Below are 23,663 nucleotides of genomic sequence, written 5' to 3' on the forward strand. Positions count from 1 at the left end.
ACGCAGCGCCCCGACCGCGCGCGGCGCGCCGCTCAGCACTCGGCGTGCCGCGTGAGCGGCACGCGAGAGCGCCCGAGAACGCGCGCGCTGCTGCATCCGCGCTGCACTCTCGTGCCAGCGCGGCGCAGCGCGCGTCCACGGTCCAGCTGGAGTGCTGAGCGGGCGAGCCGATCTTGCACACGTTCAACGCGTCCTCAGGATCGCGCGCACGGTCGCGTAGTCGCGCTCCGCGACCGCGCCCGCGCGCACGCAGCGCACGTGACCGGTGGGATCGACCAGCGCGTGGATCGGGATCGACGTCGCCGCGTCGAGCCCGAGCGACGTGAAGAACGCGGGGAGGCCCGTCGGGTCCAGACGCGCCGACTCCGGCGCGTCCGGGTGCGCCGCGCGCCACGTCGCGACGTCCTCGGCGCTCGCGTCGACCGAGACGAAGAACGGCTCGATCGGCGTGCCTTCCTCCGCGAGCCGCGCACGCCACGCGACGATGCGCGGCATCTCCTCGACGCACGGCGGGCACCACGTCGCCCACACGTTGATCCACCGCCATCCGCTGGTCGGCGCGCTCGGGCCCTCGAGCGCCGGCAGCGCGAGCTCGCGTCCTTCGCCGAACCCCGCCGACACGTCGCAGAAGCGACGCGCCGGATCTTCGTCGCGCGCCGCGACCGCCTCGACGCGCGATGGAGCGACGGGCGCCGCGCCCTCCGGCGTGATCGTCGCCTCTTCTCCACCGCATCCCGCGACCGCGAGGGCCGCCACGATCACAGCACGCAATCGATCCATGCGACGAACGCGCTCCGGTTGAGATCCTCGGGGCGGCACTCCTCGCCGCCGCTGCGCTGCCACTCGCAGAAATTCGCCTGGAGCTGCGCGTACTCCTCGCCGAGCCAGAGCAGACCGACCTGACGATCGAGCTCGGGATCGTTGAACGTGGTGCGCAGGTGCGACATCACGGCCTCGGCGCGCTCGCGCGAGAGCTCGCGGTTGCGCTCGACCGAGCCCTCCGGCGACGCGCGCGCGACGACGAAGAAGTACGACGCGCCACGGCGATCGGCGAAGACGCGATCGATCAGCGCGGTGTCGCTCGCGTCGAGCGTCGCCTCGGCGCGCTCGAACTGGAGGATCCCGCCGCGCTCCTGCATCGGCAGGAAGAGCGCGTTGAAGTCGTCGCCGCGCATCGTCGCCACGCTGCGCGCCTCGACGGGCTGACAGCCGCGACCGCTGCCGCCGATCAGGCCGCAGCTCGTGAGCACGCGGCGCAGGATCTGCCGCAGCTCGGGCGTGCAGTACGCCTCGTCGGCCTCGGACGCCGTCGCGACGGCGGGCATCTCACGGCCCGCCTCGGCAGCCTCGGTCTCCTCGAGGCGCGCGCTCGCGCTGCCCTGCCACGACGTCGCGAGCAGCACCGGCGTGAGCAACAGGATGAGCGCGAGCACACCCGCGAACGACCATCGCATCGTGTTCGTCATCGCGACGCGCTCCTCTCGAGAAGGCGGGCCAGCGTCCAGTCGAGGCCGAGGTCGGTGTCGGCGTCGCAGATGCGCGTGTCGCCGACGTAGACCTGCGGCGTGAGCACCGGGAGCTGGTTCGCGACCGCCCAGCGCAGCGCGCGGTTGAGGCGCGCGCGGACCTCGGGCGAGCCGATGCAGCGCGCGAGCGCGGGGAAGCGCGCGCTCGCCATGCGCGCGGCCGCGCCGGGATCGCTGGTCGTCGCGGTGCGGATCGCCTCCTGCTCCTCGAACGACCACGCGAGCACGTCCTCCGCGTCGTCGCCGGCGCACAGGATCGCTTCGCTGATCGCGCACGCGCCCGGGTGGATCGGGCGATCGACCATCCAGTTGCACTCGCTGTCGAGCGGGAAGAGCAGCGCGCGGCGCGACACCTGCGACGCGCTCTCGAGCCCGGTGAAGCGCTGCTCGAAGCCGCGGCACGCGGGGCACAGCGGATCGAGCACCTCGGTGACCGCGAGCGGGCGCGTCTGCGGGCCGAGCGGAACCAGCACGCGATGCGGATCGGCGGGCGAGGGCAGCGTGCCGCACGCGCCGAGGTAGTGATCGAAGTCGGGCGCGTTCGCCGCGTACGCCACGACCGGGAGCACCACGAACGCGATGCCGAGCGCGAACGCCGCGCCGAGCACACCCCAGCCGATCGGCGCGTCGTCGGGCGACGTGCGCGACGGCGAGCTGCCGAACCGGCGATCGGGCGCGCCGCGGCGATCCATCTCGCTCGCGGTGGCGAGACGTCGCGGCTGCTGCGCGGCCGCCTCTTCGGACGCGAGATCGATCGTCGGCGCGTGACCGAGCGCGACCGGATCGCGCACCGTCTCGTCGGCCGGGATCGTCTGCTCGGGCGAGTACCCGCCGGGCAGCGTGCCGCCCCCGATGCGCTTGCCGCGCGCGGCGATGCGCGGCGCCGGGCCCATCCGCTCGAACGGCGCGTCGCCTCCGCGCGTCGCCGTCGTCGCGGTCGCGCCCGCGGGCGCGCGCATCGCGACCACGAAGAGCCCGAGCGCCGCGAAGAACGCGATCGTGCTCGCCGTGTAGATGCCGATGCAGAGCTTGCACGCCGCGTCGAGCTCGGTGAGCGAGATCCAGCCCATCACGATCGACGTGAGCAGCGGGAGCGTGGTCGCCGCGAGCAGGAACCCGGTCGCGCGTCGATCGCCGGTGCGCCGCAGCGCGATCAGCGCGAGCGGGAAGAACACCAGGTACGCGAACACCGCCATCGCGGGCAGCGAGATGGGGATGCCGCCCCACACGCTCTCGCGCATGACCGACGAGTACGGGCTCATCAGCGTCACGTGGCATCCGGTCGTCCCGCTCACGTCGGCGGTGCCGACGCCGGGAAGGAACGAGCAGTGGATGCCGTGGACCTGACGATCGAGGTGCGCGACGAAGTCGGACGTCGAGACCGCGGCGAAGGCGAACCCCAGCGCGGCCGCGACCGCGACGATCGCGGCGAGGACCCTTTGCGTCATGGGGCCGCGTTGTACCGCGAAGCCGCAGTCCCGCACGTCAGGGGTCTCCCGCGTAGGCGCCCGAGCGCGGACCGCCCACGGGGCATCGCGCCCCGGGCGCCGCTGTCGGCGCGGGTCGCCTCGAGTGGGTCGATCACCCGCACCCGACCGCGAATTCCCGAGTCGCGACGTGGTGTTTTCAACGACGCGCGAACAGCCGCGCGCCTCGTCGTACTCGCGCGCCAGTCGTGCGACGAGCTCGGCGGTGGTGGGCACGTCGTGGATCTGAGCGGTGCCCTGGCCCGCGCCCCAGATGTACGCCTTCACCGGCGAGGTCGGCGCCCAGCGCCTCGGCCGCGAGGATCGCGTCGCCGCTCGCGATCGAGCCCGAGAGGATGATCCGCCCGTCGTAGAATTCGCGGACCTCGCGCACCAGCGCGAACGGCGAGAACGTGCCCGCGTGCCCGCCCGCGCCGGCGCACACGAGGATGAGCTCGTCGACGCCCGCGGCGAGCGCGCGCTTGGCGTGGTGGACGTTGGTCACGTCGTGGAAGACGAGGCCGCCGTACGAGCGCGCGCTCTTCACGACGTCGTCGGGCGCGCGCAGCGACGTGATGAGGATCGGCACCTCGGAGCGCCGGCAGAGCTCGAGGTCGTGTGCGAGGCGATCGTTCGATGCGTGGACGATCTGGTTCACCGCGAACGGCGCGATCTTGCGCTCGGGGTGCGCGGCCGCGAGCTCGCGCGAGATGCGCTCGAGCCATTGCTCGAGGACGTGCGCGGGGCGCGCGTGGAGCGCGGGGAACGAGCCGACGATGCCGGCCTTCGCACTGCTCGATGACGAGCTCGGGGCCCGAGACGAGGAACAGCGGGGCGCCGATGACGGGGGTCCTCGAGGAGCGCGGGGATGGGCATTCCGTGCGGTGAAATGGATCGGCGCGACGGAGAGGTCTCGGACGTGGACGCGCGGCGCTGGGCGAGCGCGCGGTTCGGCGTACGATGCGCCCGTCGATGCTTCGGGCGTGCTTGCTCTCGTTCGCGATCTTCGTCGCGCCGTCGATCGCCGCCGCGCAGGACGTGACGGTCTCGCGTGGTCTCGTGCTCCCGGGCTACGAGGTCGTCGTCGCTCCACGTGACGGCGCGCCGCGCACGCTGTGCGAGCCCTCGTGCGAGCTCGCGTTGCCGCGCGGCGAGGTGCGGCTCGGGTGGCGGCGCGACGACGTGATCGAGTGGCAGCGCGAGGTGCTCCTCGCGCACGATCTGCGGGTCGATCTGCGGCTCGAGGATCGCTCGCTCCTGCGCGGCACCGGGCACGCGCTCCTGATCGCGGCGGGCGTGCTCCTCGGCGCGGCCGCGATCGTCGGCATCGCGACCGAGCCGCAGCCTCCGGACTACGGCTGGTTCGGTGATCGTCACGGCCTCGTGTTCGCGGGGATCGCGGGCGGTGTGGTGCTCGCGCTCGGTGTGCCCGGCGTCGCGCTCTCGCTCGTGTTCGAGCAGGACGCGCCGGGCCTCGACCTCGTGCCCGTCGATTGATCTTCGCGCGTCCGCTGCTAGACGTTCGCTCGACGCGCGCCGCCGCGCGTCGACGATGACCGTCTCTCTCTGATCCACGTCCACGCATCGCGCGCAGCGATCACGCCTCTCGGAGGTGTGCGCGCGCGGTGCTCACGTCGGCTCCTGACGAGAGAGAAGGTTCGTATGAGAAAGCTGAAGTACCACGTCGCGATCACGCTCGACGGGTTCCTCGCGCACGAGGACCACACGTACGAAGGGTTCCTGAACGAAGGCGAGCACGTCGACGAGTTCTTCGACTCGTTCCGCACGAGCGACATCGTGCTGATGGGCCGCAAGACCTACGACGTCGGCCTGCGGATGGGCGTCACGAGCCCGTATCCGATGCTTCGCCAGTACGTGTTCTCGCGCTCGCTCGAGCGCTCGCCCGACCCCGCGGTCGAGCTGGTGCGCGACGACGTCGTCGGCTGCGTGCGCGCGCTGAAGGAAGAGCACGGCAAGGACATCTGGCTGTGCGGTGGTGGTGAGCTCGCGAGCGCGCTGCTCGAGGCCGACCTCGTCGACGAGATCATCGTGAAGCTCTCGCCGGTCGTGTTCGGCACGGGCATCCCGATGTTCGCGCGACCGCTGCAGCGCGCGCTCTCGCTGCGATCCACGAAGTCGTACGCGAACGGCGTGCAGCTGCTCGCGTACTCGGTCACGCGCTGATCCGATCGCGCGCTCGGCGATGTGCGTCGCCGAGCGCGCGGCGCTCGTGGCGCTCGTGGCGTCGAGTGATCGCGTCGCGGCGCGATCGAGTAGCCTCTCGGACGTGACCGCTGCAGCCCACGCGCGCGACGGCGAGTTCGTGATGCCCGATCTCGAGGCGTCGATCGATCTCCCGTCGCGCCTCGCGCGCTGCCCCGCGGCCGAGGTGAAGGGCGTCTTCTTCGAGCCGGTCGCCGAGCGCACGCGCCGCATCGGCAAGCCCGTCGGACGCGCGCGATATCTCGCGTTCCGCGGCTATCCGCTCACCGAGTGGCTCGAGTTCCTCGCGGCCGCGTCGCACGCGCTCTATCCGACGTTGCCGCCGCGCGAAGGACTGCGCCGCGTGGGCTGGGGCGCGTACGACGGGTTCGTGCAGAGCACCGTCGGCGCGGTGCTCTTCGGGCTCGCCGGCAAGAGCCCCGAGCTCGCGGTGCCGCTCGTCGGGCGCGCCTACGAGCTCGTTCGCGCGCACGGCGAGGTGCGGATGCTCGAGCAAGGGCCGGGGCGCGCGGTGTTCTCGTACCGCGACTTCTGGGACTGGCCCGACGCGTGGCACCTCGGTGTGCTCGAGGGTGCGCTGCGCGTGTTCCGACTGCGCGGCGACGTGCGCGTCCGCGTGCTGAGCGAGCGCGACGCGGATCTCGAGCTGCGCTGGCGCTGAAGACCGCGCGCTCGGCGAGGGTCGGTCTGCTACCCTCGCCCGGCGTGAGCGATCCGCCGTCCGTCCCGCCGCGTTCGATCACTCCGCAGCCCTCCGCGGACGCTCCTTCCGCGACGGGCCGCGGCCCGCTCGCCGAGGTCTACGCACGCGAGCACAAGGCCACGCGCCTCCTCGCGATGTCGCTCGACGCGCCGGTCTCGCCGTCGATCTCGCTGCGCGCGCTCGAGCACGGCGCGGATGCGCGCGAGCACGGCTACGGCTGGGGCTTCGCGTGGTACCCCGAGGCCGGGCCCGCCGCGCTCGTCATCAAAGATCCCACGTCGATCGGCGAGAACCCGATGACGAAGCTCCTGCGCGACTGGGAGCGCTTCCAGTCGACGGTCTTCGTCTGCCACCTGCGCGGCGCGGCGCGCACGCTGAGCGAGCAGGACACGCACCCGTTCGCGCACAACTGGGCGGGGCGCTCGTTCGTGCTCGCGCACAACGGCGATCTCTTCGGCGACCTCGAGGTGCAGCTCCCGCTCGAGCCCTCGAGCGCGTTCGCGCCGATGGGCCGCACCGACTCCGAGCGCGCGTTCTGCTGGCTCCTCGAGCGCATGCGCAGCTGCGGCGCCAAGCGCCTCGCGGAGATCGGCTGGGAGCGCCTCCACGAGTGGTTCCGCGAGCTCGACACGCTCGGCACCGCGAATTTCCTGCTCACCGACGGCATCGACGTCGCCGTCTATCGCGACGCCGAGGGCTACAACACGCTCTACTCGCTGCGCCTCGCGCCGCCCCACGCGTCGACGATCTGGCGCACGCCCGACATCGACGTCGACCTCACCGACGCCGAGGATCGCAACCGCACCGCGGTGCTCTTCTCGACGATCCCGCTGTCGCCCGAGCCGCAGCCCGCGCCGCCGGACACGAAGAAGGGCGCGACGCCCGCGCCCCCGCCGAGCCCGCAGTGGGTCGCGATGACCGAGGGGCAGATGCTCGTCGCGCGTCGCGGCTCGATCATCTTCGACTCGCATGCCGGGGCCGGCGCCGCACGCCGCATCGTCGCGCCGCCGCCGGTCGGGCTCGACGCGGAAGAGCGCGTCTCGCGCGCGCCCGAGGCGCCCGCGATCGTCATCTCGCCCGAGAAGAAGGGCCGCGTGATGACGGTCCTCCACGAGACGATCTACCGCTACGAAGAGCCGGTCGAGCGCAGCAAGCACCTCTTCCGCCTCCAGCCCTGTCACGACCTCGGCCAGGAGCTGATCGAGTACTCGCTCGAGCTCAACGCGGGCGGCCTGCGCCGCGCGTACGACGACGTGTTCGGCAACCAGGTCGTGCGCGCCGAGATCGAGCAGCCCTACGAGGAGCTGCGCATCACCGCGCGCTCGAAGGTGCGCATCCTCCACGAGCCCTCGCCCGATCTCGACGCGCCCGAGCGTCGCGTGACGATCCCGCTCGTGTGGATGCCCTGGCAGCGTCAGATGATGACGCCGTACCTGCTCCCGCCCGAGCTGCCCGAGACGCAGCTGCAGGAGCTCGTCGAGTTCGCGATGAGCTACGTCGAGCGCCAGGACGGCGATCTCGTGCAGACGCTGCTCGACATGAACACGTCGATCTTCCGCGACTTCAAGTACGTCTCGGGGTCGACCACGCTCGCGACCACCGCATACGACGTCTACTGCTCGCGCACCGGCGTCTGTCAGGACTTCGCGAACCTGCTGATCTGCCTCGCGCGCCTGCTCGGCATCCCGGCGCGCTACCGCGTCGGCTACATCTTCACCGGCGGCGCGGGGCGCTACGAGAACACCCAGCAGTCCGACGCGAGCCACGCGTGGGCCGAGCTCTACCTGCCCTGGGCGGGCTGGACCGGCTTCGACCCGACGAACGGCGTGCTCGCGGGGCGCGACCACGTGCGCGTGGCCTGCGGGCGCAACTACCGCGACGCGACCCCGACGTCCGGCACGCTCTACAAGGGCGGTCGCGGCGAGACGCTCGAGGTCGCGGTGAAGGTCGAAGAGGTCGAGTAGTCGCTCGACCTCTTCGACGCGCGCTTCACGGGCCGATCGCGTCGGCGAGCATCCGGCGCGACAGGCGCTCCGGCGTCACCTCGATCAGCGGGCGGAACTGAATGCTCTCGGGGTCGTACGCGAAGATCTCGCCGCTGCCGATCTTGTAGACCCACGCGTGCAGCCGGAGCTTGCCCGCCGCGAGCTTCGCCGCGACCGACGGATGCGTGCGCAGGTTCACCATCTGCTGCAGCACGTTCTCCTGGATCGCGACGTTCAGCTTCTCGTCGGCCGGACGCTCGGCGTAGACCGACTGCATCACGCGCCGCGTGGGCTCCGCGTGGCCGAGCCACGCCGCCACCGCGGGCAGACCCTTCGGCGGCTCGGGCTCGAGCAGCGCCTTCATCGCGCCGCAGCCCGAGTGACCGCACACCACGATGTCCGCCACGCCGAGCACGTCGATCGCGTACTCGATCGTGCCCGCCTCCGAGCAGCCCTGGGGCGAGTAGGGCGGCACGATGTTGCCGGCGTTGCGGACCACGAAGAGATCCCCAGGCTCGGTCTGCGTCAGCAGGTTCGGCTGGATGCGCGAGTCCGAGCAGGTGATGAAGAGCGCCTGCGGCGACTGCCCGGACGCGAGCTGATGGAACAGCTCCCGGTGCTCTTCGAACACGTGGTCTCGGAACCGCTGGAATCCCGTCACGAGCTTCTTCATCGTCACCTTTCGAGGGCGGCGATGTGGGGCGGCGAACGACATCGACGCCTGTACCCCGACGCGCCTCGGCATCGTGGATACCACGGATTGCGCCATGTCGACACCCCGCTCGGGGAAATTCTCCCCCGCGCGGGGAAAATCTCCTCAGCACCCGTCGCAGACGCCGGTCGCGCTGCACCCGTCGATGGTGCTGCATCCGGACGGGCACACCACCCGGGCCGAGCCTCCCGGGCACGCGGCGGACGCGCCACACACCGCGTCGCACGCGCACGAGCCATCGCAGAACACGCCGCCCGAGCAGCTGCCGACGCCCGAGCACGTGACGGAGCACGCGTTCGAGCCGCACTGCACGCCGAACCCGCAGCTCCTCGGTCCGGGGCAGTCGATCGAGCAGCTCGACGCGTCGGCGCAGGCGATCGGTCCGCAGGAGTCGGTCCCGAGGCACTGCACCGTGCAGGGCGCGCTGCCACAGGTCGCGCCGAAGAAGCAGCTGCGATCTCCTTCGCAGAGCACCTCGCAGCTCGACGCGCCGGCGCACTGGACGTTGGTCATGCAGCCCTGGCGCGCGACGCAGCGCACCTGGCAGGGCATGCCGGTCGGGCAGACGATCGCGGCGAGCACGTCCCCGACGATCCGACACGTCCCGCCGGCGCAGCCGTCGTTGCAGACCGCGGGGCAGCTCGTGGTCGCGTCGGGGAGGATCGCGGCGTCCGGGCTCAACGGGACGAACGCGTCGGCGGTCGGGGCGTCCGCTGGGGACGTCGCGTCCTCGGGGGTGGTCGCGTCGCGGGACGGCGTGCGGGCGTCGAGCGCGCCGCCGTCGCGCTCCTCGAGGGCGCTCGGGTCGAACCCGATGCGCCCGCAGCCGGGTGCCGCGCACGCCCACAACCACATGCACCAGAGCGCACGCTCGAGGCGACGACTGCCCACCGCCCTTCGAGGATACCCGAGACCGCGCCGCCCCTGACCCGTGTCATCCACCACGCGTGTAGATGTCCGGATCCAGTCTTTCCATGAATCGTTGTGGCTCGCGCATCGGCGCGAAGCCGTGCTGGGCGTAGAGGCCGTGCGCGTCGAGCGTGCCGAGCATCCATCGCCGCACCTGGTGCTGACCGGTGCTCACCTCGACGAGCCACTTGCCGAGGCCGGCGCCGCGCGCGTCCGGGAGCACGAAGACGTCGCAGAGATAGGCGAACGTGACCTCGTCGCTCACGACGCGCGCGTAGCCGAGCTGGCGCGCGCCACGGTAGAGCCCGAAGCAGCACGAGCGCTCGATCGCGCGCTCCACGCGCTCGCGCGAGATGCCCTTCGCCCAGTACGAGTCCTCGGCGAGGAAGCGATGGATCAGGCCCACGTCGAGGCGCGTCTTCTCGGTGTCGATCTCGTGCTCGCCCTTGGTCCACTTCATCATGGACGAGCCTACGGGCGCGATGCGGCGGTCGCCGTGCGCCAGGTCGTCGATGGCGCGAGGACCGCGCTACGGATTCCGTAGCGCCAGCTCGCGCCGCCGCTCCGCGAGCCGCCGGGCGAGCTCCGAGGGCGCGCGGCCGGTCATCTCGCGGAGCTCGGCGATCATGTGCGCCTGGTCGAAGTAGCCCGCGTCGCGCGCGATCACGCCCCACGGGGGCCGGGGCACGTCGGCGCGCAGCATCGCGATCGCGCGCTGGAACCGCACGATGCGCAGGTAGTGCTTGGGGCCGACGCCGATCACTGCGTCGAACGCGCGGCGGAGCTGGCGCTCGCTGAGCCCGACGTGCGCGGCGAGCGCGTCGACGCGCGGGAGCGTCTCCATCGCCGCGATCGTGCGCGTCGCGCGGCGTACCGTGGCGGCCGCGGCGGGCTCGAACACACGATCGCTCGCGAGCCGTGCCTCGAGCGCGGAGAGCATCACGCGCACCCGCGCTTCGCCGCTGCGCGCGCCCGCGAGCGCGTCCTCGAGCGCGCGCCCGCTGCCGCCCCAGAGCGTCTCGATCGAGGTGTGGCGATCGGTGAGCTCCGACATCGGCATGCCGAAGAACGGATACGCGCCCGCCGCGCGGAAGCGCACCACCACCGCCGAGGCGAGCGGGCCCGCGTCCTTGCTGACCGCGCGGGTGCGCGTGCCCATCGCGCCCGCGTCCGCGCCGCGTCCGTCGATGCGCACCACGAGCTCGGTCTTGCCGTCGGGCAGGCGCTCGTAGCGCAGGCGTGCGAGCTCGGGCGCGTCGATCACGCGCACGCACTCGACGAAGCGCGCGAGCGCGCGGGGCGGAGCGAACGCGCGGGTCGTCAGCACGGAGAAGAGCATGGTCGTGACCGCGCGCGCGAGCACGCGGGCATGGCCGATTCTTCCAATCGGTGGAGCGCGGCGGGCGGCATCTCGATCGGCATGCACACGAACGATCCGAGACGAGCCCTCGTCACCGAGGCCTTCGCGCGCGCCGCGGAGGGCGACTTCGAGCGCTTCTTCGCGATGATGTCCGACGACTGTCGGTGGACGATCAGCGGGACCTCGCGGTTCTCGCGCAGCTTCGCGACCAAGCCGGTGATCCTCGAGCAGCTGATCGCGCCGCTGCGGTCGCGCATCGAGGGCGCGATGCGCATCGCCGCGTCGCGCGTGATCGCCGACGGCGAGCTCGTCGTCGTCGAGGCGCGCGGCGACAACGTGACGAAGAAGGGCGCGCGCTACGACAACCAGTACTGCTTCGTGATGCGCTTCGAGGGCGAGCGCGTCGCCGAGATCACGGAGTACGTCGACACCGCGCTCGTCGATCGCGTCTTCGGATGAGTGCGCGGAGGTGGGCGCGCGGTGCTTGATCCGCCGGCGCCGCACGGGCGTATGATCCCGTCGAATGGCCCGATGGCTCGCTGCCTCGTGGACCGCTCTCGCCCTCGCGCTCGCGCTCCCGAGCGTCGTGGCGGCGCAGGACGGGACCCCGCCCGCGTCCTCCTCGCAGTCGTCGTCGCGTGACGCCGAAGCGCGGGCGCTGTTCGAGGCGGGGCGCGTCGCGTTCGCCGACGGGCGCTTCGAGGACGCGCTCGAGTACTTCGAGCGCTCGCACGAGCTCTCGGGGCGCCCCGAGCTGCTCTACAACATCGGCACGAGCTCGGATCGCCTGCGGCGCGAGCGCGAGGCGGTGAGCGCGTTCGAGGCGTACCTCGCGGCGCTGCCCGACGCGCCGAACCGCCGCGAGGTCGAAGGTCGGCTCCGCGTGCTGCGCGAGGAGATCGCGCGCGAGGACGAGCAAGCGGCAGCGGTCGCGGCGGCCGAGGCGGCCGCGGCGCAGGACGCGGCGAGCGCGCCGAGCGCCGCGCCGGCGAGCGAGTCGGCCGAGCGCGATGACGGCGGCGGCGAGGACGTGCTGACGTCGTGGTGGCTGTGGACGATCATCGGCGTGGTCGTCGCGGGCGGTGTCGCGGGCGCGGTGGTCGCGGCGACGACGACGCGCGAGGACGTGTACCCGCCCTACGTGACCGGCGACGGCGGAGCGATCGCGATCACGCTGACGGTGCCGATCCCGTGAGGCGCGCGCTCCTCGTCCTCGTGGTCGTCGCGAGCGCGCTCGCGACCGGATGCTCGTGCGAGAACATGCGCGCGAACACCCAGGTGATGGCGACGATCGACGCCGAGCCGGGCGTGCGCGGGATGGCGCGCCAGCTCGTCGTTCGCGTCTATGGCGCGCCCGGTGGACAGAGCGGCGTGCCCGACACGCTGGTGCAGGAATTCCCGTTCCCGGTGTCGGCGAGCGACGGATGGCCGACGACCGTCGCCCTCGCGCCCGAAGGACGCGATCCCTCGCGGCGCTATCGCATCGAGGCGGTCGCGCTCAGCACGGGCGGCGCCGAGATCGCGACGGTGCGCGCGATCAGCGGGTACGCCGAGGAGCAGACGCTCTGGCTGCAGCTGCTCCTCCTCGATGGGTGCATCGGCGTGACGTGCGACGATCCCGGGCAGACGTGCATCGGGCCCGATCAGTGCGGCGACGCGACGATCGACGTCGAGGACCTGATGCCGTGGGCGCGCGACGCCGGCGTGCTCGACGGAAGCACGGTCGACGGCGGCGAGTGTGATCCCGCCGCGTGCGACGACGGGCTCGCGTGCACGAGCGACTACTGCGACGAGAACGGGGAGTGCGCGCACACGCGGAGCGCCGCGCTCTGCGACGACGACAACCCGTGCACCGAGGACACGTGCAGCGGTGATCCCGCCGACGGCCCGAGCGGGTGCGCGTACGTGAACAACACGCTCGACTGCGACGACGGCGTGTTCTGCAACGGCCTCGACGCGTGCAGCGGCGGCGAGTGCGTCCACGCGGGCGACCCGTGCGGCGCGTCGCTCGAGTGCGAGGAGGAGACCGATCGTTGCCTCGGGTGCGCGCGCGACGAGGACTGCCCGGCGCGCATGGAGGGCGCGTACGGCGCGTGCGGGTACGCGGACGCCTGCGACGAGGACGCGACGCAGTCGCGCACCGTGCGCACGTTCACGTGCGTCGACTCGGCGTGCGAGCCCAGCGACGGCGAAGAGACGCGCGCGTGCTCGCGCGACACCGACGGGACGAGCTGCGGCACCACGACGTACGGCGAGTGGCTGTGCAGCGGCTTCGACGACACGTGCGACGTGAGCGGGACCGAGTCGCGCTTCCGCTACGACGCGGTCTGCACGGACGCGGCGTGCGCGTCGGTGCCGACGCTCGAGACCCAGCCGTGCAGCCGCGCGACCGACGATCTGCCGTGCAGCGACGGCCTCGGGTGCAACGGGATCGACAGCTGTCAGGGCGGGCTCTGCGTGGGCGAGCCGTGCATGGACGGCGGCATCGGGTGCGACGCGGGCTCGTGCTCCGACGGCGTCGAGTGCACGATCGACTCGTGCGGCGCGAGCGGGTGCCTGCACGCGCCGAACGACGCGCTCTGCCCGCCGGGCGCGCCGTGCGAGACGGTGCGCTGCGACGCGCTCGCGGGCTGCGTCTACGATCGATCGCGCTGCAACGACGGGGGCGGCCCCGTCCTGCTCGACGGCGGCGTGATGATCACGCCCGACGGCAGCATCGCGATCGACTGACTCAGTGGTTCATGTCGGCCCACTTCTTCGCGGCGCGCGCGAAGAGGTAGAGACCGATGACCGACGTCACGCCGATCGCCGCGATCGGGAGCCACACGACCCACGGATCGTAGGTCGCCCACAGCAGCTCGGTGACCGCCGCGCCGTCCTGGTGGAGCGCGTCGCAGAGCCGCTGGAACGCATCGGCGCGCGCGACGCCCGTCGCCTGCTCGAGCGTCAGCGGATCGCCGTTCCACGTCACGTCGCGCCCGAGCAGCTCGGTGTCGTGCTCCGCGAGATAACGCTGCGCGAGCATCGCCTTCTCGCCCCACCGCGCGTAGAGCCACGCCGAGAGCTGCGCCCCGAGCGCCTGTCCGATGCCGACCGGGATGTTCACGTAGCCGAGGTAGAGCGCCTTCTTGCCCGGCGGCGCGACGTAGCCGAGGTACTCGGTCTTCTTCGGGCCCGTGAGCATCTCGCCGAGCGAGAAGAAGAGGATGCCGAGGAGCAGCATCCAGCCGCTCGTCGTGAGGCCCGACGCGAGGATGCCGAGCGTCGCGATGATCATCCCGCCGAGCATCGCGGTCAGCGTGCGCAGCTTCTTCACCGCGCGGCTGATCGGGATGACGAACAGCACGATCAGGAACGCGTTCAGGTTGAGCAGGTGCTCCTGCTCGATGTGCCGGCCGCGTCCGAGATCGACGGTCCAGCTCTCGGGGATCGGGAGCGCCGCGATGATGCCGCGGCTGTCGACCCAGTCGGTGATGAAGAAGGGATGGAAATCCCACAGCTGATACATCATCAGCCAGAAGCCGCTGAGGCAGAGCAGGAAGAGCAGCAGCCGCGCCTGGAAGAAGTTGACGAAGGTCTCCTTCATCACCTCGCCGAGCGGCTTGCTCACGTCGGCGCCCGAGGCCTGCTCCTTGTAGGTGAAGAGCATTCCGTAGTTGAGCGCCGCGATCCCCGCGCAGCCGTAGAACACCGCCGCCCAGCCGAAGTCCTTGAGCCAGCCCGCGAAGCCGGGGCCGATCATCGCGCCGACGTTGACCAGCCAGTAGAAGATGCCCCAGCCGACCGAGCCGTTGTCCTTCGTGAGGTTCTGCGCGAGCGAGCCCTGGATGCCCGGCTTGAAGAGCGCGGTGCCCGTCGCGAGCAACATCGCGCCCGTGAAGAACGGCCAGAAGTCGCGCGAGACCGCCATCAGCAGGTAGCCCGCGACCTTCAGCGTGATCGAGACGAAGATCGTGTTCTTGTAGCCGTAACGATCCGCGATCCCGCCGGTGAACGTGGGCAGCCACGACTGGAAGATCGCCCACCAGAAGAAGATCGTCGCGCGATCCGACTGGGTCCACTCGAGGCCGCCGGGCTCGCCGACCTGCGCGATGTAGATGCCGATGACGACGCGCAGGCCGTAGTAGGCGAGGCGCTCGAAGCCCTCCATCGTGCAGAGCATCCAGAAGGCCCAGCCGAGGCCCTTCTTCTGCGGATCGGTGGTCGCGTGATCGGTCATGGAGGCCGGCGAGCGTACCGGACCGCTCGCGCCCGCGTTTCCGCGGTGTGAGACGACGCAAGTGCGTCGCGATCAGCGGCGTCGTCGCGCGGCGATCGCGAGCAGCGTGATCATCAGCGCGAGCACGAGCGCCGGTGTCGGCGCGGTGCGCACGCCCGGCGCGCGGCAGTTGCAGCTCTCCACCGTCCGACAGTCGAGGTCGAGCCCGCCCCGTGGGTCGGGGTTGCACGCGTCGGGCAGCGAGCCCGGCGGGTACATCGTGCAGATGCCCGCGACGTCGTCCTCGGCGAGATCGCGCTTGTGGGTCTCGCGCGGATCGGCGTCGAACCACATCGTCGCGAGCGGGTCGTGCGGCGAGTGCGCGAGGCCGAAGTAGTGCCCGAGCTCGTGCGTCAGCGTGCTCTCGAGATCGACGACGCCCGGCGTCGTGCAACCCGCGGGATCGCACTCGACGTAGGGACCGAGCGCCTCGTTCATCTCGATGTCGGCGTCGAAGATCTCGCCGCCCGCGCCGAACCACACCGACGTGACCGCGAACGCGCGAGGATCGTGCATGCGCTCGGTGGCCCACCCCTCGTCGACGAAGATCAGCGAGTGGACGTTGCCGCCCGAGCTCGAGTGCGACGCGCGCACGCACTCGTCGGGCTCGTCGAGCAGCGTGACGTCGAGCCCGGGCGTGCCCCCGCCCTCGCAGCGCACTGCTTCCCACGTCGCGATCGAGCGCTCGAGGATCGCGGCGACGTGCTGGCGCATGAGGTCGCCCGAAGGGCTCGCCGCGCTGATCGTCATCGTGGTGCAGCGACGTCGCCACGCGATGGGGAACGTGCGCGCGAAGTCGGGCACCTCGCACTCGAGCGGCGCGCCGATCCACGCGCACTGACCGGAGTCGGTGCAGCCCTGGCCCGTGAGGCAGTCGCTCGCGCGCTCGCACGGACGTGGGGTGACCATCTGGCACCACGCGCGCGCGCTCGCCGGCACGACGACGAGCAGGAGCACGAGCGCGATCGGCGCGAGGCGCATCGGCGCGATCGTAGTCGCTGCGGCATCGTGCGACACCCGGGTTGCCGCCGGCGCGGCGGGGCCCATCTCGCAGACCGATGGCGGACTCGGGCTCGATCGGTAGCGTGGTGGTCCACGTGCGCGGGCTGCGTCGGGAGCGCGGCGTCGCGCTCGTCGCCCTCTTCGATCCGCACTCCGCCGCGGAGCGCTCGCGCGAGCACGCGCTCCACGTCGGGGCCGCGCCGATCGCCGGCGGAACCGCGGAGATCCTGTTCCGCGACGTGCGGCCCGGGCGCTACGCGGCGAGCCTCGTGCGCAGCGAGGACGACGTCGATCACGCGGGCGTGCCGACCTACGCCGACGTGGTGTTCGAGGCGTCGGGCGACGAGACGCACGTCGAGCTCACGCCGCACGAGACGCTGCACGCGCCCTGACGGGCTACGCTCCGGGCGTGAGCGCCGACGCGCCCTACGAGGAGCACCTCCCGCGCGCCGCGCTCGCCGGCGTGATCGATCGCGTGTGGACCAAGCGCGAGCGCGCCGGGCGTGAAGCGCGCGTGCTGCCCGACGGATGTGTGGACGTGATGTTCCACCTCGGGACGCGGCCGCGCGCCGTCGTGGTCGGCGCGATGACGAGCGCGCGCGTGGTGCCCGCGATGGCGCGCGACATCGTCGCGGTGCGCTTTCGTCCCGGAGGCGCGGCGCGCTTCCTCGATGCGCCGGTCGACACGATCACCGACGCGCACGTCGAGCTCGACGCGCTGGGGATCGAAGCCCGCCCCGTGATCGACGCGCTGACGCGCTCGCCGACCATCGAAGCGCGCCGGGCGCTCGTCGAGTCGTTCGTCGCGTCGCGCGTGCTCGCCTCTGCGGCGGTCGATCGCACCACGTCGCGGGCCATCGCGCGGCTGGTCGCGCCGGGCGCGCCGCGCATCGCGGCGGTCGCGGAGGAGCTCGGGATCTCTCGCCAGCACCTCGCGCGTCGAGTGCGCGCCGTGGTCGGGCTCGGGCCCAAGGAGCTCGCGCGGATCGCGCGTGCGCAGCGCGCGATGGCGGCGATCGCGCGCGGCGATCGCGATCATGCTGCGCTCGCGATCGAGCACGGCTTCGCGGACCAGGCGCACCTGGTGCACGAGCTCGGCGCGATCGCGGGAATGACGCCGGGCGCGATCGCCCGGGCGCGAGGTTCCATTTCTCCAATCACGAGCGCGTTCGACGTGGCAGAGGAGCGCGCATGAAGATCACTGCGAACTTGATCGTGCCCTCGATCGAAGCGTGCCTGCCGTTCTGGATCGACCGGCTCGGATTCACGAAGACCGTCGAGGTGCCCGAGGGCGACACGATCGGCTTCGTCATCCTCGTGAAGGACGGCGCCGAGCTGATGCTGCAGTCGGAGCGCTCGGTCGCGAACGACATCGCCGACGCGCCGGCCGAGCACTATCGCGCCGCGCTCTACGTGAAGGTCGCGTCGCTCGCCGAGGTGCAGCGCGCGCTCGCAGGGTACGAGGACGTCGTCGTCGCGGAGCGCACGACGTTCTACGGCGCTCGCGAGACGATCACGAACGACCCCGCGGGGAACGTGATCGTGTTCGCGCAGCGCGTCGATCAGGGCTGATCGTCGAGCGACGACGACGCCATCTCGATCACCTCGGTGACGCGGATCCGGATCGCGCGCTCCGCGCCCTCGAGCGCGTCGACCTCGGGCCCGTCCCACACGATCTCGGCATCGCCGGTGATCATCACGCGCGCGCCGGTCTCGAAGTCGACGACGACGAGCCCCGCACGCGGATGGACCTCGATGTTCCCCAGCGTGTTGAAGTGCGCGTTGCCGCGATAATCGGGGATCGTGATCACCGAGCCGCGCACGCGCACGAAGCCGGGCGCGCCGCCGCGATGCGACACGTCGACGTCCTCGCTCGTGCTGGTGGCGATGAAGAGCGTGTCGGCGCGCTCGATGCGCTCGATCGCGCGCGGCGAGAGCGTCGCATCTCGCGCCATCACCCGCGGCGGCGGCGCGCTCACGAAGCCCGGCGTGCGCACGTGGATGTACTGCGGGCAGTTGCCGAAGCTCTGTCCGACCTCGAGCGCGAAGCCGCCGTCATCGGCGCGCACGATCGTGCCGTTCACGCGGTTGCGCCGCCGTGTCTCGAGCTGGATCCCGAGCAGGCCGATCGGCGCACCGACGCGCAGGTGATCCCCGAGCGGATCGCCGGGCGCCGCACGCGCGTGCACCTCGAGCGTGCGCGGATCGGGCGAGCGCGCGAACCCGGGCGCGCCTACCACGAGCGACGCCCACGGCCGTCGCTGCGCGTCGACGCTGCCGATCACGACGAAGGGCAGCTCCGCGTAGAACGTGCGGTGCTGATCCGGCATGAAGTCGCGGATCACACGCCGCCCCTGGCGCTCGACGCGCTCGCGCGCTCCGAGCCGCTCCTGCACCGCGCGCTCCCCCGCGTGGAACGGCGACTCGCCGCGCGACCAGCCGGGCGGCGGCGCGCTCATGCGACCGCGCTCGCCTTCATCGGGACGAAGCCGGGCAGCGCCTCGATGCGCTCGAGCCACGCGCGCACGCTCGGGTACGGCTCGAGCGAGATGCCGCCCTCGGGCGCGTGTCGCGTGTACGAGTAGAGCGCGATGTCCGCGATCGTCGGTCCATCGCCGACGAAGAAGCGACGCGACGCGAGGTGCGCCTCGAGCACCCCGAAGAGCTGGTTCGCGACGCTCGTCGCCTGGTCGGCGTCGCGCGGCACGCGGAACACCTTCACGAGCCGCGCGACCGCCGGGCCCTGCACCAGCTGTCCCGCCGCGACCGAGAGCCAGCGCTGCACCTGGGCCGCATCGCGCGCGTCGCTCGGCAGCCACCGCCCGCTCGTGTCGTAGCGCTTCGCGAGATAGACGAGGATCGCGCTGCTGTCGGGCAGCACGAAGTCCTCGTCCTCGATGACCGGCAGTTGACCGAACGCGTTCTTGCGCAGGAACTCGGGCGCTTTGTGCGCGCCCTTCGTGATGTCGACGTCGACGAGCTCGGAGGGCAGCCCGAGCAACGACAAGAAGAGCTCGACGCGGTGCGAGTGGCCCGAGAGCACGTGGCGATGGAGGCGGATCGGCGGCTTCGTCATGTCGCGCACCATGGCGCGCGACGCGCAGCGCGAGAACGACGCTCTTGACAACGCACTCTTGCGCTCCGCGGAATGACGCGCGTGGATCGGCTCGAGGCCATGCGCGCGTTCGTCGCGGTCGCGGAAGAGCGTGGGTTCGCGTCTGCCGCGCGCCGACTCGCGATGTCGCCGCCCGCCGTCACGCGCGCGATCGCGTCGCTCGAGGAGCGCATCGGCACGCGCCTCCTGCATCGCACGACGCGCGTGGTGCGCCTCACCGACGCGGGCGAGCGGTACCTCGCGGACTGCAAGCGCATCCTCCGCGACCTCGAGGACGCGGAGACGATCGCCGCGGGACTGCACGCCGAGCCGCGCGGGCGGCTCGCGGTGACCGCGCCCGCGACGTTCGGTCGGCTGCACGTCGCGCCGATCGTGCTCGAGCTGCTCGAGCGTCATCCGCTGCTCTCGGTGCGCGCGCTCTTCGTCGATCACGTCGTCGACCTCGCGGAGGAGGGCGTCGACGTCGCCGTTCGCATCGCGCACCTGCCGGACTCGTCGATGCGCGCGGTGCGCGTCGGCACGGTGCGACGCGTGGTGTGCGCCTCGCCTGCGTACCTCGAGGCGCACGGCGCGCCGCGCAGCCCCGCGGAGCTCGCGGATCGCGAGCTGATCGCGTTCTCGGGCAGCGGCGCCCTGCGCGACTGGACCTTCGAGTCGCAGGGCGAGACCCAGGTGATCACGCCGCACGCGCGCTTGATCGTGAACGGCGCGGAGCTCGCGATCGCCGCGGCGCTCGCCGGTCGTGGCCTCACGCGCGTGCTCTCGTACCAGGTCGAGCCCGAGCTGCGCGCGGGGCGGCTGCGCGTGGTGCTCGAGGACCACGAGCCGCCGCCGATCCCCGTGCACGTCGTGCATCGCGAGGGGCGCGCGGTCGCCGCGAAGGTCCGCGCGTTCGTGGACCTCGCGACGACCCGACTGCGCGCCGTGCTCGGCGCCGACTGAGAACGTCAGCGCCCGCGTCGGCTCACCACGTCACGATGTACGTGCAGCTCGCTCCGCCCTTCGTGCGACAGGGCCCGTGCGCGTCGTGCGTCACCGTCGCGCCCGCCTCGAAGCGATGCGCCATGCCGCGGATCAGCCCGAGATCGAAGCGGCACGGATACGCGTCGTCGCAGACGAGGCGCACCTCGTTCTTGCCCGGCACGGCCTCGCACCGGTAGTGCCCGATCCCCTCGAGCATCGCGCCGGTCGCGGGATCGAACATCGGCTTGCCGTCGAGCTGGTGGTTCATGTGGTACGCGACGTCGATCGACGCGAGCGCCGCGCGCACGTCCTTGATGTTCGGCGGGAACACCGCGTTCGACGGCACCAGCGAGCCCACCTTCTCGAGGCCGCGCCCGCCGAGCAGCGAGTCGATCTTCTTGTACGTCACGAGGTAGTGGCGCACCGGGTACCAGGCCTCGGGATCGACCGCGAGCGCGCCGCTCGCGTCGCGGGTCTGGATCTGCATCACGTCGAGCAGCGTGGTGACGAGGACCGAGAACGAGCGCACCGCCTGCACGATGGCGAGCACGCTCCGGCCGGACACGGTCGCACGTTCGATCTGGAGCTCGCCCATCATCCGTGCTCCTTCGCCGTGCGCTGCGTCGTCGCGCGCTTCTTCGCCGTTCCGTTCTTCCCCGCGCGCAGGTGATCGAAGCACTCCTCGAGCCCGTCGCGGAGCGTGCCGCGCGTGACCACGTCGCGGAGCTCGACGCCCGCGTGGCTGAGCGTGTCCGCCACGCGCGGGCTGATCCCGGTGAGCACGCAGAACGTGCCGAGCAGCCGCGTCGCCGCGACCATCTGCAGCAAGTGGTACGCGGTCGCGGTGTCCACCACCGCGACGCCCGTCACGTCGACGATCGCGCAGCGCGCGCCGCCTTCCGCGATGCGATGCAGCAGCCGATCGGTCATCTCCTTCGCGCGCTGCGAGTCGAGCTCGCCGACCACCGGCAGCGTGATGATGTCCTCCCAGAGCTCGACGACCGGCGTCGAGAGCTCGCGGATCGCCACGCGCTGTCGCTCGATCGTCGCGAGCTTCGCCTCGAGCTCGACGCGCGCGCCCTCGAGCTTCTGCATCGCCGCTTCGCTCTCGCGCACCGACGCGTGCAGCTGCCGCGCGAAGAGGTTGATCGTCTCCTCGAACGACGAGAAGTCGTCGTCGTAGTCGCTCGGGATGAGGTGCTCGGCGGGATCGAACTCGCCGAGCGAGATCATGGCCAGTACGTCGCGAATGCGCTCGATGCGGTCGGCATGGACCTCGACCACCGCGGATTTCGAATTCGTCATGTGAGGCGTTACAGCTCCGTTGAGAGAATCCGGGTGTGCCCGATCGGCGCCCGTCCTTCAAGGGAGACAATTACGCCTGCGGTGATCGCGGGTGGGAGACGGTCAGCCGTCTTCCTCCGCCAGCACCACGACGCGATCGCCCGGCTTCGGCATGAACGGCGCCTGGCGATTCATGGGGTTCAGCACGAGCCCGTACTTCTTCTCGGGCGCGTCCTCGTAGATCTGGACGCCCATCATCAGCTCGCCGCGCGCCTTGGCCGCGAGCATCAGGTACTCGATCGACACCGGCTGCCCGGGCGGCGCGTAGAGCTCGATCGGCTTGACGTAGACCTCGCTGCCCTCGCTGCGCAGCAGGTCCTCGAGCACCGCCTGCACGCGCGGCTCGTACGTGATCTGCGCGAGCACCATCGAGACCATCTCGTTCGAGATCACGATGTCGTTGATCTGCGTGGTCGCCGCGAGCTCGCGGTTCTTGGGATCGAGGATCTCGCTGCACACGCGCTGGTTCGGCGCGAGCCCCGAGCGACGGCGCGCATCGCGCAGGAGGAGCAGCGCGATGATCGCGCGCGTGTCCGCGTCCTCCGCGCTCGTGCCCTCGACCTGATCGCCGAGCACCATCACGAGCGGGTAGTTCTGCGGGCCGAGCTGATCCATCAGGTGCCGGCTCGTGAACTGACCGACGAGGTGTCGCAGCTGCACCGTGCTCACCTCGCCGACCTTCTCGGCGATCTCGGTGGCGCGCTCGTCCTCCGGGAGGTTGTTCACCAGCGTCAGCGTCGAGCCGGGCGCGACGTAGTCGTCGAACTCCTTGATCATCGGGTGGATCTTCGGGTTCCACCCGAGCACGAGCATGTGCTCGACGCGCTTCTGCGCGTTCGACTGGAGCACCGGCATCGACGCGAGCGAGAGCGGTCCGGCGTACGGCTTGTGCTGGACCGACGCGTCCTCTGCGAGGATCAGCAGCTCCTCGTCGGGCCCGATCACGTGATCGGCCGGCGGGTTCAGCGTGTGACCCGAGCCGTTCGCCTTCGCGACGCCGACGACCATGCCGTTCGGGAAGTCGAGCAGGATGTCGCCGAACCGGCGCCCCACCACCGGCGGGATCTTCTTGAAGTGGATCTCGTTGCCCTCGAAGCGCAGCAGCTCGTCGTAGACCAGCGAGAGGCCGCTGATGCGCGCCGTCTGCAGGATGATCTTCGAGATCATCTCGTTCGTCTTCACGACGCGCGCGCGGTGGTTGCTCGCGATGATCGCGAGCTCCTGGTTGTGCGACTGCATCACCTCGGCGGTCACGCGCAGGCCGTCGGTGCGCCCGCGCGCGTCGGGATGATTGAAGATCGCCATCAGCGTCTTCATGATCCGCGCGTCCGCCTTGTCGGGATCGTCGACGTCGGCGTCGTCGACCAGCACGACGATCGCCTGCGTGCGATCGAAGCTGACCTTCGCGAGATCGTTCAGCACGACGCTCGAGCCGGAGCGGACGACGAGCTTCACGCGGTGCTGGTACTGCACCTTGTCGTAGAGCTTCTCCTCCATCTCGACCTTGTCGCGCTCGGCCATCACGACGACGGTGATGCGGCCCTTGGGCGCGTAGGCCTCGGCGAGCTGATCGATGACGGAGTAGATCTTCTCGCTCCAGCCGAGCACGAGGAAGTGCCCGTCCTCCATCACCGGCGCGCCGGTCTTGCGGATGTCCTCGAGCGCCTGCTGGAAGTTGCCGGCGAGCGCGGAGATCAGGAGGCCCGCGACGATGACGCCGAGGATCGACGCGACCGTCGAGATCGCGCGGTTGCCGATGCCGCTGTCGCCGGTGAACGTGCCCGAGTCGATCACGCGGCCGAAGTAGAACCAGCTGACCTCGTACGCGCGCTCGACGAAGCCGCCGGCGAACCCGTCCTCGACCCCGAGCCCGAGCACCAGGCCGACGGTCGTGAACCCGATCACCAGCGCGGCGGTCAACACCGCGAGGAAGAGCAGCTGCTTGCCGGCGCCTCCGCCGATGAACTCGTTCGCCCGGTAGCGGAGCTTCGCCCGGAACCCTCGCTCGATCGCCATCTCCCTCGGCCTCCGATCGCCGTCGATCCCACCCCAGGGCCCGTCCTCGCGTCCAGCGCGAAAACTCCAGCCACCAGGAAT

25 protein-coding genes and 1 pseudogene are annotated in these 23,663 nt (G+C 71.4%); 11 read left to right on the plus strand and 15 right to left on the minus strand.

Features of this window, described 5'->3' with window-relative positions; translation table 11 throughout:
* Positions 1-183: 183 nt before the first annotated feature.
* The 4 genes and pseudogenes from DB32_RS42770 to DB32_RS42780 all read right to left on the minus strand — a co-directional run.
* Complete coding sequence (locus DB32_RS42770; protein WP_169791735.1) at positions 184-780, minus strand: TlpA family protein disulfide reductase; 597 nt, start codon at positions 778-780, stop codon at positions 184-186.
* Positions 759-1,466: an OmpA family protein gene (locus tag DB32_RS42775; protein WP_053238433.1), complete on the minus strand. Its 708-nt coding sequence runs from the start codon at positions 1,464-1,466 to the stop codon at positions 759-761. The genes DB32_RS42770 and DB32_RS42775 overlap by 22 nt, the downstream gene beginning before the upstream one ends.
* Positions 1,463-2,974 (minus strand): vitamin K epoxide reductase family protein, encoded by a 1,512-nt coding sequence (locus tag DB32_RS44840; RefSeq protein ID WP_075097765.1) that lies wholly within the window; start codon positions 2,972-2,974, stop codon positions 1,463-1,465. Before DB32_RS44840 ends, DB32_RS42775 begins: the two co-directional genes overlap by 4 nt.
* 198 nt (positions 2,975-3,172) lie before the next feature.
* Positions 3,173-3,834 (minus strand): annotated as a pseudogene (locus tag DB32_RS42780) (NAD(P)H-dependent flavin oxidoreductase); the annotation flags it as partial.
* A 130-nt stretch (positions 3,835-3,964) separates the two neighbouring features.
* Here DB32_RS42780 and DB32_RS42785 point away from each other — a divergent pair.
* The 4 genes from DB32_RS42785 to DB32_RS42800 all read left to right on the plus strand — a co-directional run bounded on the left by DB32_RS42785 (position 3,965) and on the right by DB32_RS42800 (position 7,882).
* Complete coding sequence (locus DB32_RS42785) at positions 3,965-4,489, plus strand: hypothetical protein (protein ID WP_157070363.1); 525 nt, start codon at positions 3,965-3,967, stop codon at positions 4,487-4,489.
* A gap of 165 nt (positions 4,490-4,654) precedes the next feature.
* The gene (locus DB32_RS42790; RefSeq protein ID WP_053238435.1) at positions 4,655-5,176 is read left to right on the plus strand and encodes a dihydrofolate reductase family protein; all 522 of its coding nucleotides are present in this window, start codon (positions 4,655-4,657) and stop codon (positions 5,174-5,176) included.
* 103 nt (positions 5,177-5,279) lie between these two features.
* Entirely contained in the window at positions 5,280-5,876 is a 597-nt protein-coding gene (locus tag DB32_RS42795) for a DUF2378 family protein (RefSeq protein ID WP_169791736.1), read from the plus strand.
* Between the two features lie 44 nt (positions 5,877-5,920).
* Positions 5,921-7,882, plus strand: coding sequence for a class II glutamine amidotransferase (locus DB32_RS42800; protein ID WP_053238437.1), 1,962 nt, complete (start codon positions 5,921-5,923; stop codon positions 7,880-7,882).
* Between the two features lie 25 nt (positions 7,883-7,907).
* On the opposite strand, the gene DB32_RS42805 is transcribed toward DB32_RS42800, so the two are convergent.
* The 4 genes from DB32_RS42805 to DB32_RS42820 form a co-directional block, all read right to left on the minus strand.
* Positions 7,908-8,576 (minus strand): carbonic anhydrase, encoded by a 669-nt coding sequence (locus DB32_RS42805; protein WP_053239154.1) that lies wholly within the window; start codon positions 8,574-8,576, stop codon positions 7,908-7,910.
* A 144-nt stretch (positions 8,577-8,720) separates the two neighbouring features.
* Positions 8,721-9,506 carry a hypothetical protein gene (locus DB32_RS42810; RefSeq protein ID WP_157070364.1) on the minus strand — a complete coding sequence of 262 codons (786 nt, stop codon included), beginning with the start codon at positions 9,504-9,506 and terminating at the stop codon, positions 8,721-8,723.
* Between the two features lie 43 nt (positions 9,507-9,549).
* Entirely contained in the window at positions 9,550-9,984 is a 435-nt protein-coding gene (locus DB32_RS42815; protein WP_053239155.1) for a GNAT family N-acetyltransferase, read from the minus strand.
* Positions 9,985-10,053: 69 nt separating this feature from the next.
* Positions 10,054-10,851, minus strand: coding sequence for a helix-turn-helix transcriptional regulator (locus DB32_RS42820; RefSeq protein WP_240481329.1), 798 nt, complete (start codon positions 10,849-10,851; stop codon positions 10,054-10,056).
* 42 nt (positions 10,852-10,893) lie between these two features.
* Between DB32_RS42820 and DB32_RS42825 the strand changes: the two genes are divergently transcribed.
* The 3 genes from DB32_RS42825 (at position 10,894) to DB32_RS42835 (ending at position 13,614) form a co-directional block, all read left to right on the plus strand.
* Positions 10,894-11,343 (plus strand): nuclear transport factor 2 family protein, encoded by a 450-nt coding sequence (locus DB32_RS42825; protein ID WP_053238439.1) that lies wholly within the window; start codon positions 10,894-10,896, stop codon positions 11,341-11,343.
* 64 nt (positions 11,344-11,407) lie between these two features.
* Positions 11,408-12,079 (plus strand): tetratricopeptide repeat protein, encoded by a 672-nt coding sequence (locus tag DB32_RS42830; protein WP_053238440.1) that lies wholly within the window; start codon positions 11,408-11,410, stop codon positions 12,077-12,079.
* Entirely contained in the window at positions 12,076-13,614 is a 1,539-nt protein-coding gene (locus tag DB32_RS42835; protein WP_053238441.1) for a hypothetical protein, read from the plus strand. Before DB32_RS42830 ends, DB32_RS42835 begins: the two co-directional genes overlap by 4 nt.
* Before the next feature lies 1 nt (position 13,615).
* Here the strand turns inward: DB32_RS42835 and DB32_RS42840 are convergent, their stop codons facing one another.
* A complete protein-coding gene (locus DB32_RS42840) occupies positions 13,616-15,103 on the minus strand; it encodes an MFS transporter (RefSeq protein ID WP_053238442.1) in 1,488 nt (495 codons plus the stop codon).
* Between the two features lie 72 nt (positions 15,104-15,175).
* Positions 15,176-16,123, minus strand: a complete 948-nt coding sequence (locus tag DB32_RS42845) for a matrixin family metalloprotease (protein WP_053238443.1) — start codon at positions 16,121-16,123, stop codon at positions 15,176-15,178.
* Positions 16,124-16,200: 77 nt separating this feature from the next.
* Here DB32_RS42845 and DB32_RS42850 point away from each other — a divergent pair, with 77 nt between their 5' ends.
* From DB32_RS42850 to DB32_RS42860, 3 genes are read left to right on the plus strand one after another with little or no spacing between them, the layout of a single operon-like run.
* Complete coding sequence (locus DB32_RS42850) at positions 16,201-16,536, plus strand: DUF2141 domain-containing protein (protein ID WP_053238444.1); 336 nt, start codon at positions 16,201-16,203, stop codon at positions 16,534-16,536.
* Positions 16,537-16,553: 17 nt separating this feature from the next.
* Positions 16,554-17,339 (plus strand): DUF6597 domain-containing transcriptional factor, encoded by a 786-nt coding sequence (locus DB32_RS42855; protein WP_053238445.1) that lies wholly within the window; start codon positions 16,554-16,556, stop codon positions 17,337-17,339.
* Positions 17,336-17,716: a VOC family protein gene (locus DB32_RS42860; RefSeq protein ID WP_053238446.1), complete on the plus strand. Its 381-nt coding sequence runs from the start codon at positions 17,336-17,338 to the stop codon at positions 17,714-17,716. The genes DB32_RS42855 and DB32_RS42860 overlap by 4 nt, the downstream gene beginning before the upstream one ends.
* Here the strand turns inward: DB32_RS42860 and DB32_RS42865 are convergent.
* On the minus strand, positions 17,707-18,603 hold the full coding sequence (locus DB32_RS42865; RefSeq protein ID WP_083458423.1) for a pyridoxamine 5'-phosphate oxidase family protein: 897 nt from the start codon (positions 18,601-18,603) through the stop codon (positions 17,707-17,709). The two genes, DB32_RS42860 and DB32_RS42865, sit on opposite strands and share 10 nt — an antisense overlap.
* Positions 18,600-19,220, minus strand: a complete 621-nt coding sequence (locus DB32_RS42870) for a glutathione S-transferase family protein (RefSeq protein ID WP_053239158.1) — start codon at positions 19,218-19,220, stop codon at positions 18,600-18,602. The genes DB32_RS42865 and DB32_RS42870 overlap by 4 nt, the downstream gene beginning before the upstream one ends.
* A gap of 81 nt (positions 19,221-19,301) precedes the next feature.
* Here DB32_RS42870 and DB32_RS42875 point away from each other — a divergent pair, with 81 nt between their 5' ends.
* Positions 19,302-20,201, plus strand: coding sequence for a LysR family transcriptional regulator (locus tag DB32_RS42875; RefSeq protein ID WP_053239159.1), 900 nt, complete (start codon positions 19,302-19,304; stop codon positions 20,199-20,201).
* 22 nt (positions 20,202-20,223) lie between these two features.
* Here DB32_RS42875 and DB32_RS42880 read toward each other — a convergent pair whose 3' ends face one another.
* The 3 genes from DB32_RS42880 to DB32_RS42890 form a co-directional block, all read right to left on the minus strand.
* Positions 20,224-20,820 carry a hypothetical protein gene (locus DB32_RS42880; RefSeq protein ID WP_157070365.1) on the minus strand — a complete coding sequence of 199 codons (597 nt, stop codon included), beginning with the start codon at positions 20,818-20,820 and terminating at the stop codon, positions 20,224-20,226.
* Entirely contained in the window at positions 20,817-21,527 is a 711-nt protein-coding gene (locus DB32_RS42885; protein WP_053238448.1) for an STAS domain-containing protein, read from the minus strand. Before DB32_RS42885 ends, DB32_RS42880 begins: the two co-directional genes overlap by 4 nt.
* A gap of 102 nt (positions 21,528-21,629) precedes the next feature.
* Positions 21,630-23,582, minus strand: a complete 1,953-nt coding sequence (locus DB32_RS42890) for a CASTOR/POLLUX-related putative ion channel (RefSeq protein WP_053238449.1) — start codon at positions 23,580-23,582, stop codon at positions 21,630-21,632.
* Positions 23,583-23,663 lie beyond the last annotated feature (81 nt).

Origin of the sequence: Sandaracinus amylolyticus (assembly GCF_000737325.1) — a bacterium.
GTDB classification, from domain to species: Bacteria; Myxococcota_A; Polyangia; order Polyangiales; family Sandaracinaceae; genus Sandaracinus; species Sandaracinus amylolyticus.

Bases quoted from the DNA above. Each gene is read 5' to 3' on its own strand.
- DB32_RS42830 (WP_053238440.1), top strand. From the start codon at position 11,408: ATGGCCCGATGGCTCGCTGCCTCGTGGACCGCTCTCGCCCTCGCGCTC.
- DB32_RS42840 (WP_053238442.1), bottom strand. From the start codon at position 15,103: ATGACCGATCACGCGACCACCGATCCGCAGAAGAAGGGCCTCGGCTGG.
- DB32_RS42850 (WP_053238444.1), top strand. From the start codon at position 16,201: ATGGCGGACTCGGGCTCGATCGGTAGCGTGGTGGTCCACGTGCGCGGG.
- DB32_RS42790 (WP_053238435.1), top strand. From the start codon at position 4,655: ATGAGAAAGCTGAAGTACCACGTCGCGATCACGCTCGACGGGTTCCTC.
- DB32_RS42805 (WP_053239154.1), bottom strand. From the start codon at position 8,576: ATGAAGAAGCTCGTGACGGGATTCCAGCGGTTCCGAGACCACGTGTTC.
- DB32_RS42770 (WP_169791735.1), bottom strand. From the start codon at position 780: ATGGATCGATTGCGTGCTGTGATCGTGGCGGCCCTCGCGGTCGCGGGA.
- DB32_RS44840 (WP_075097765.1), bottom strand. From the start codon at position 2,974: ATGACGCAAAGGGTCCTCGCCGCGATCGTCGCGGTCGCGGCCGCGCTG.
- DB32_RS42815 (WP_053239155.1), bottom strand. From the start codon at position 9,984: ATGAAGTGGACCAAGGGCGAGCACGAGATCGACACCGAGAAGACGCGC.
- DB32_RS42865 (WP_083458423.1), bottom strand. From the start codon at position 18,603: ATGAGCGCGCCGCCGCCCGGCTGGTCGCGCGGCGAGTCGCCGTTCCAC.
- DB32_RS42880 (WP_157070365.1), bottom strand. From the start codon at position 20,820: ATGATGGGCGAGCTCCAGATCGAACGTGCGACCGTGTCCGGCCGGAGC.
- DB32_RS42870 (WP_053239158.1), bottom strand. From the start codon at position 19,220: ATGACGAAGCCGCCGATCCGCCTCCATCGCCACGTGCTCTCGGGCCAC.
- DB32_RS42845 (WP_053238443.1), bottom strand. From the start codon at position 16,123: ATGCGCCTCGCGCCGATCGCGCTCGTGCTCCTGCTCGTCGTCGTGCCG.
- DB32_RS42785 (WP_157070363.1), top strand. From the start codon at position 3,965: ATGCTTCGGGCGTGCTTGCTCTCGTTCGCGATCTTCGTCGCGCCGTCG.
- DB32_RS42775 (WP_053238433.1), bottom strand. From the start codon at position 1,466: ATGACGAACACGATGCGATGGTCGTTCGCGGGTGTGCTCGCGCTCATC.
- DB32_RS42860 (WP_053238446.1), top strand. From the start codon at position 17,336: ATGAAGATCACTGCGAACTTGATCGTGCCCTCGATCGAAGCGTGCCTG.
- DB32_RS42885 (WP_053238448.1), bottom strand. From the start codon at position 21,527: ATGACGAATTCGAAATCCGCGGTGGTCGAGGTCCATGCCGACCGCATC.
- DB32_RS42890 (WP_053238449.1), bottom strand. From the start codon at position 23,582: ATGGCGATCGAGCGAGGGTTCCGGGCGAAGCTCCGCTACCGGGCGAAC.
- DB32_RS42825 (WP_053238439.1), top strand. From the start codon at position 10,894: ATGGCCGATTCTTCCAATCGGTGGAGCGCGGCGGGCGGCATCTCGATC.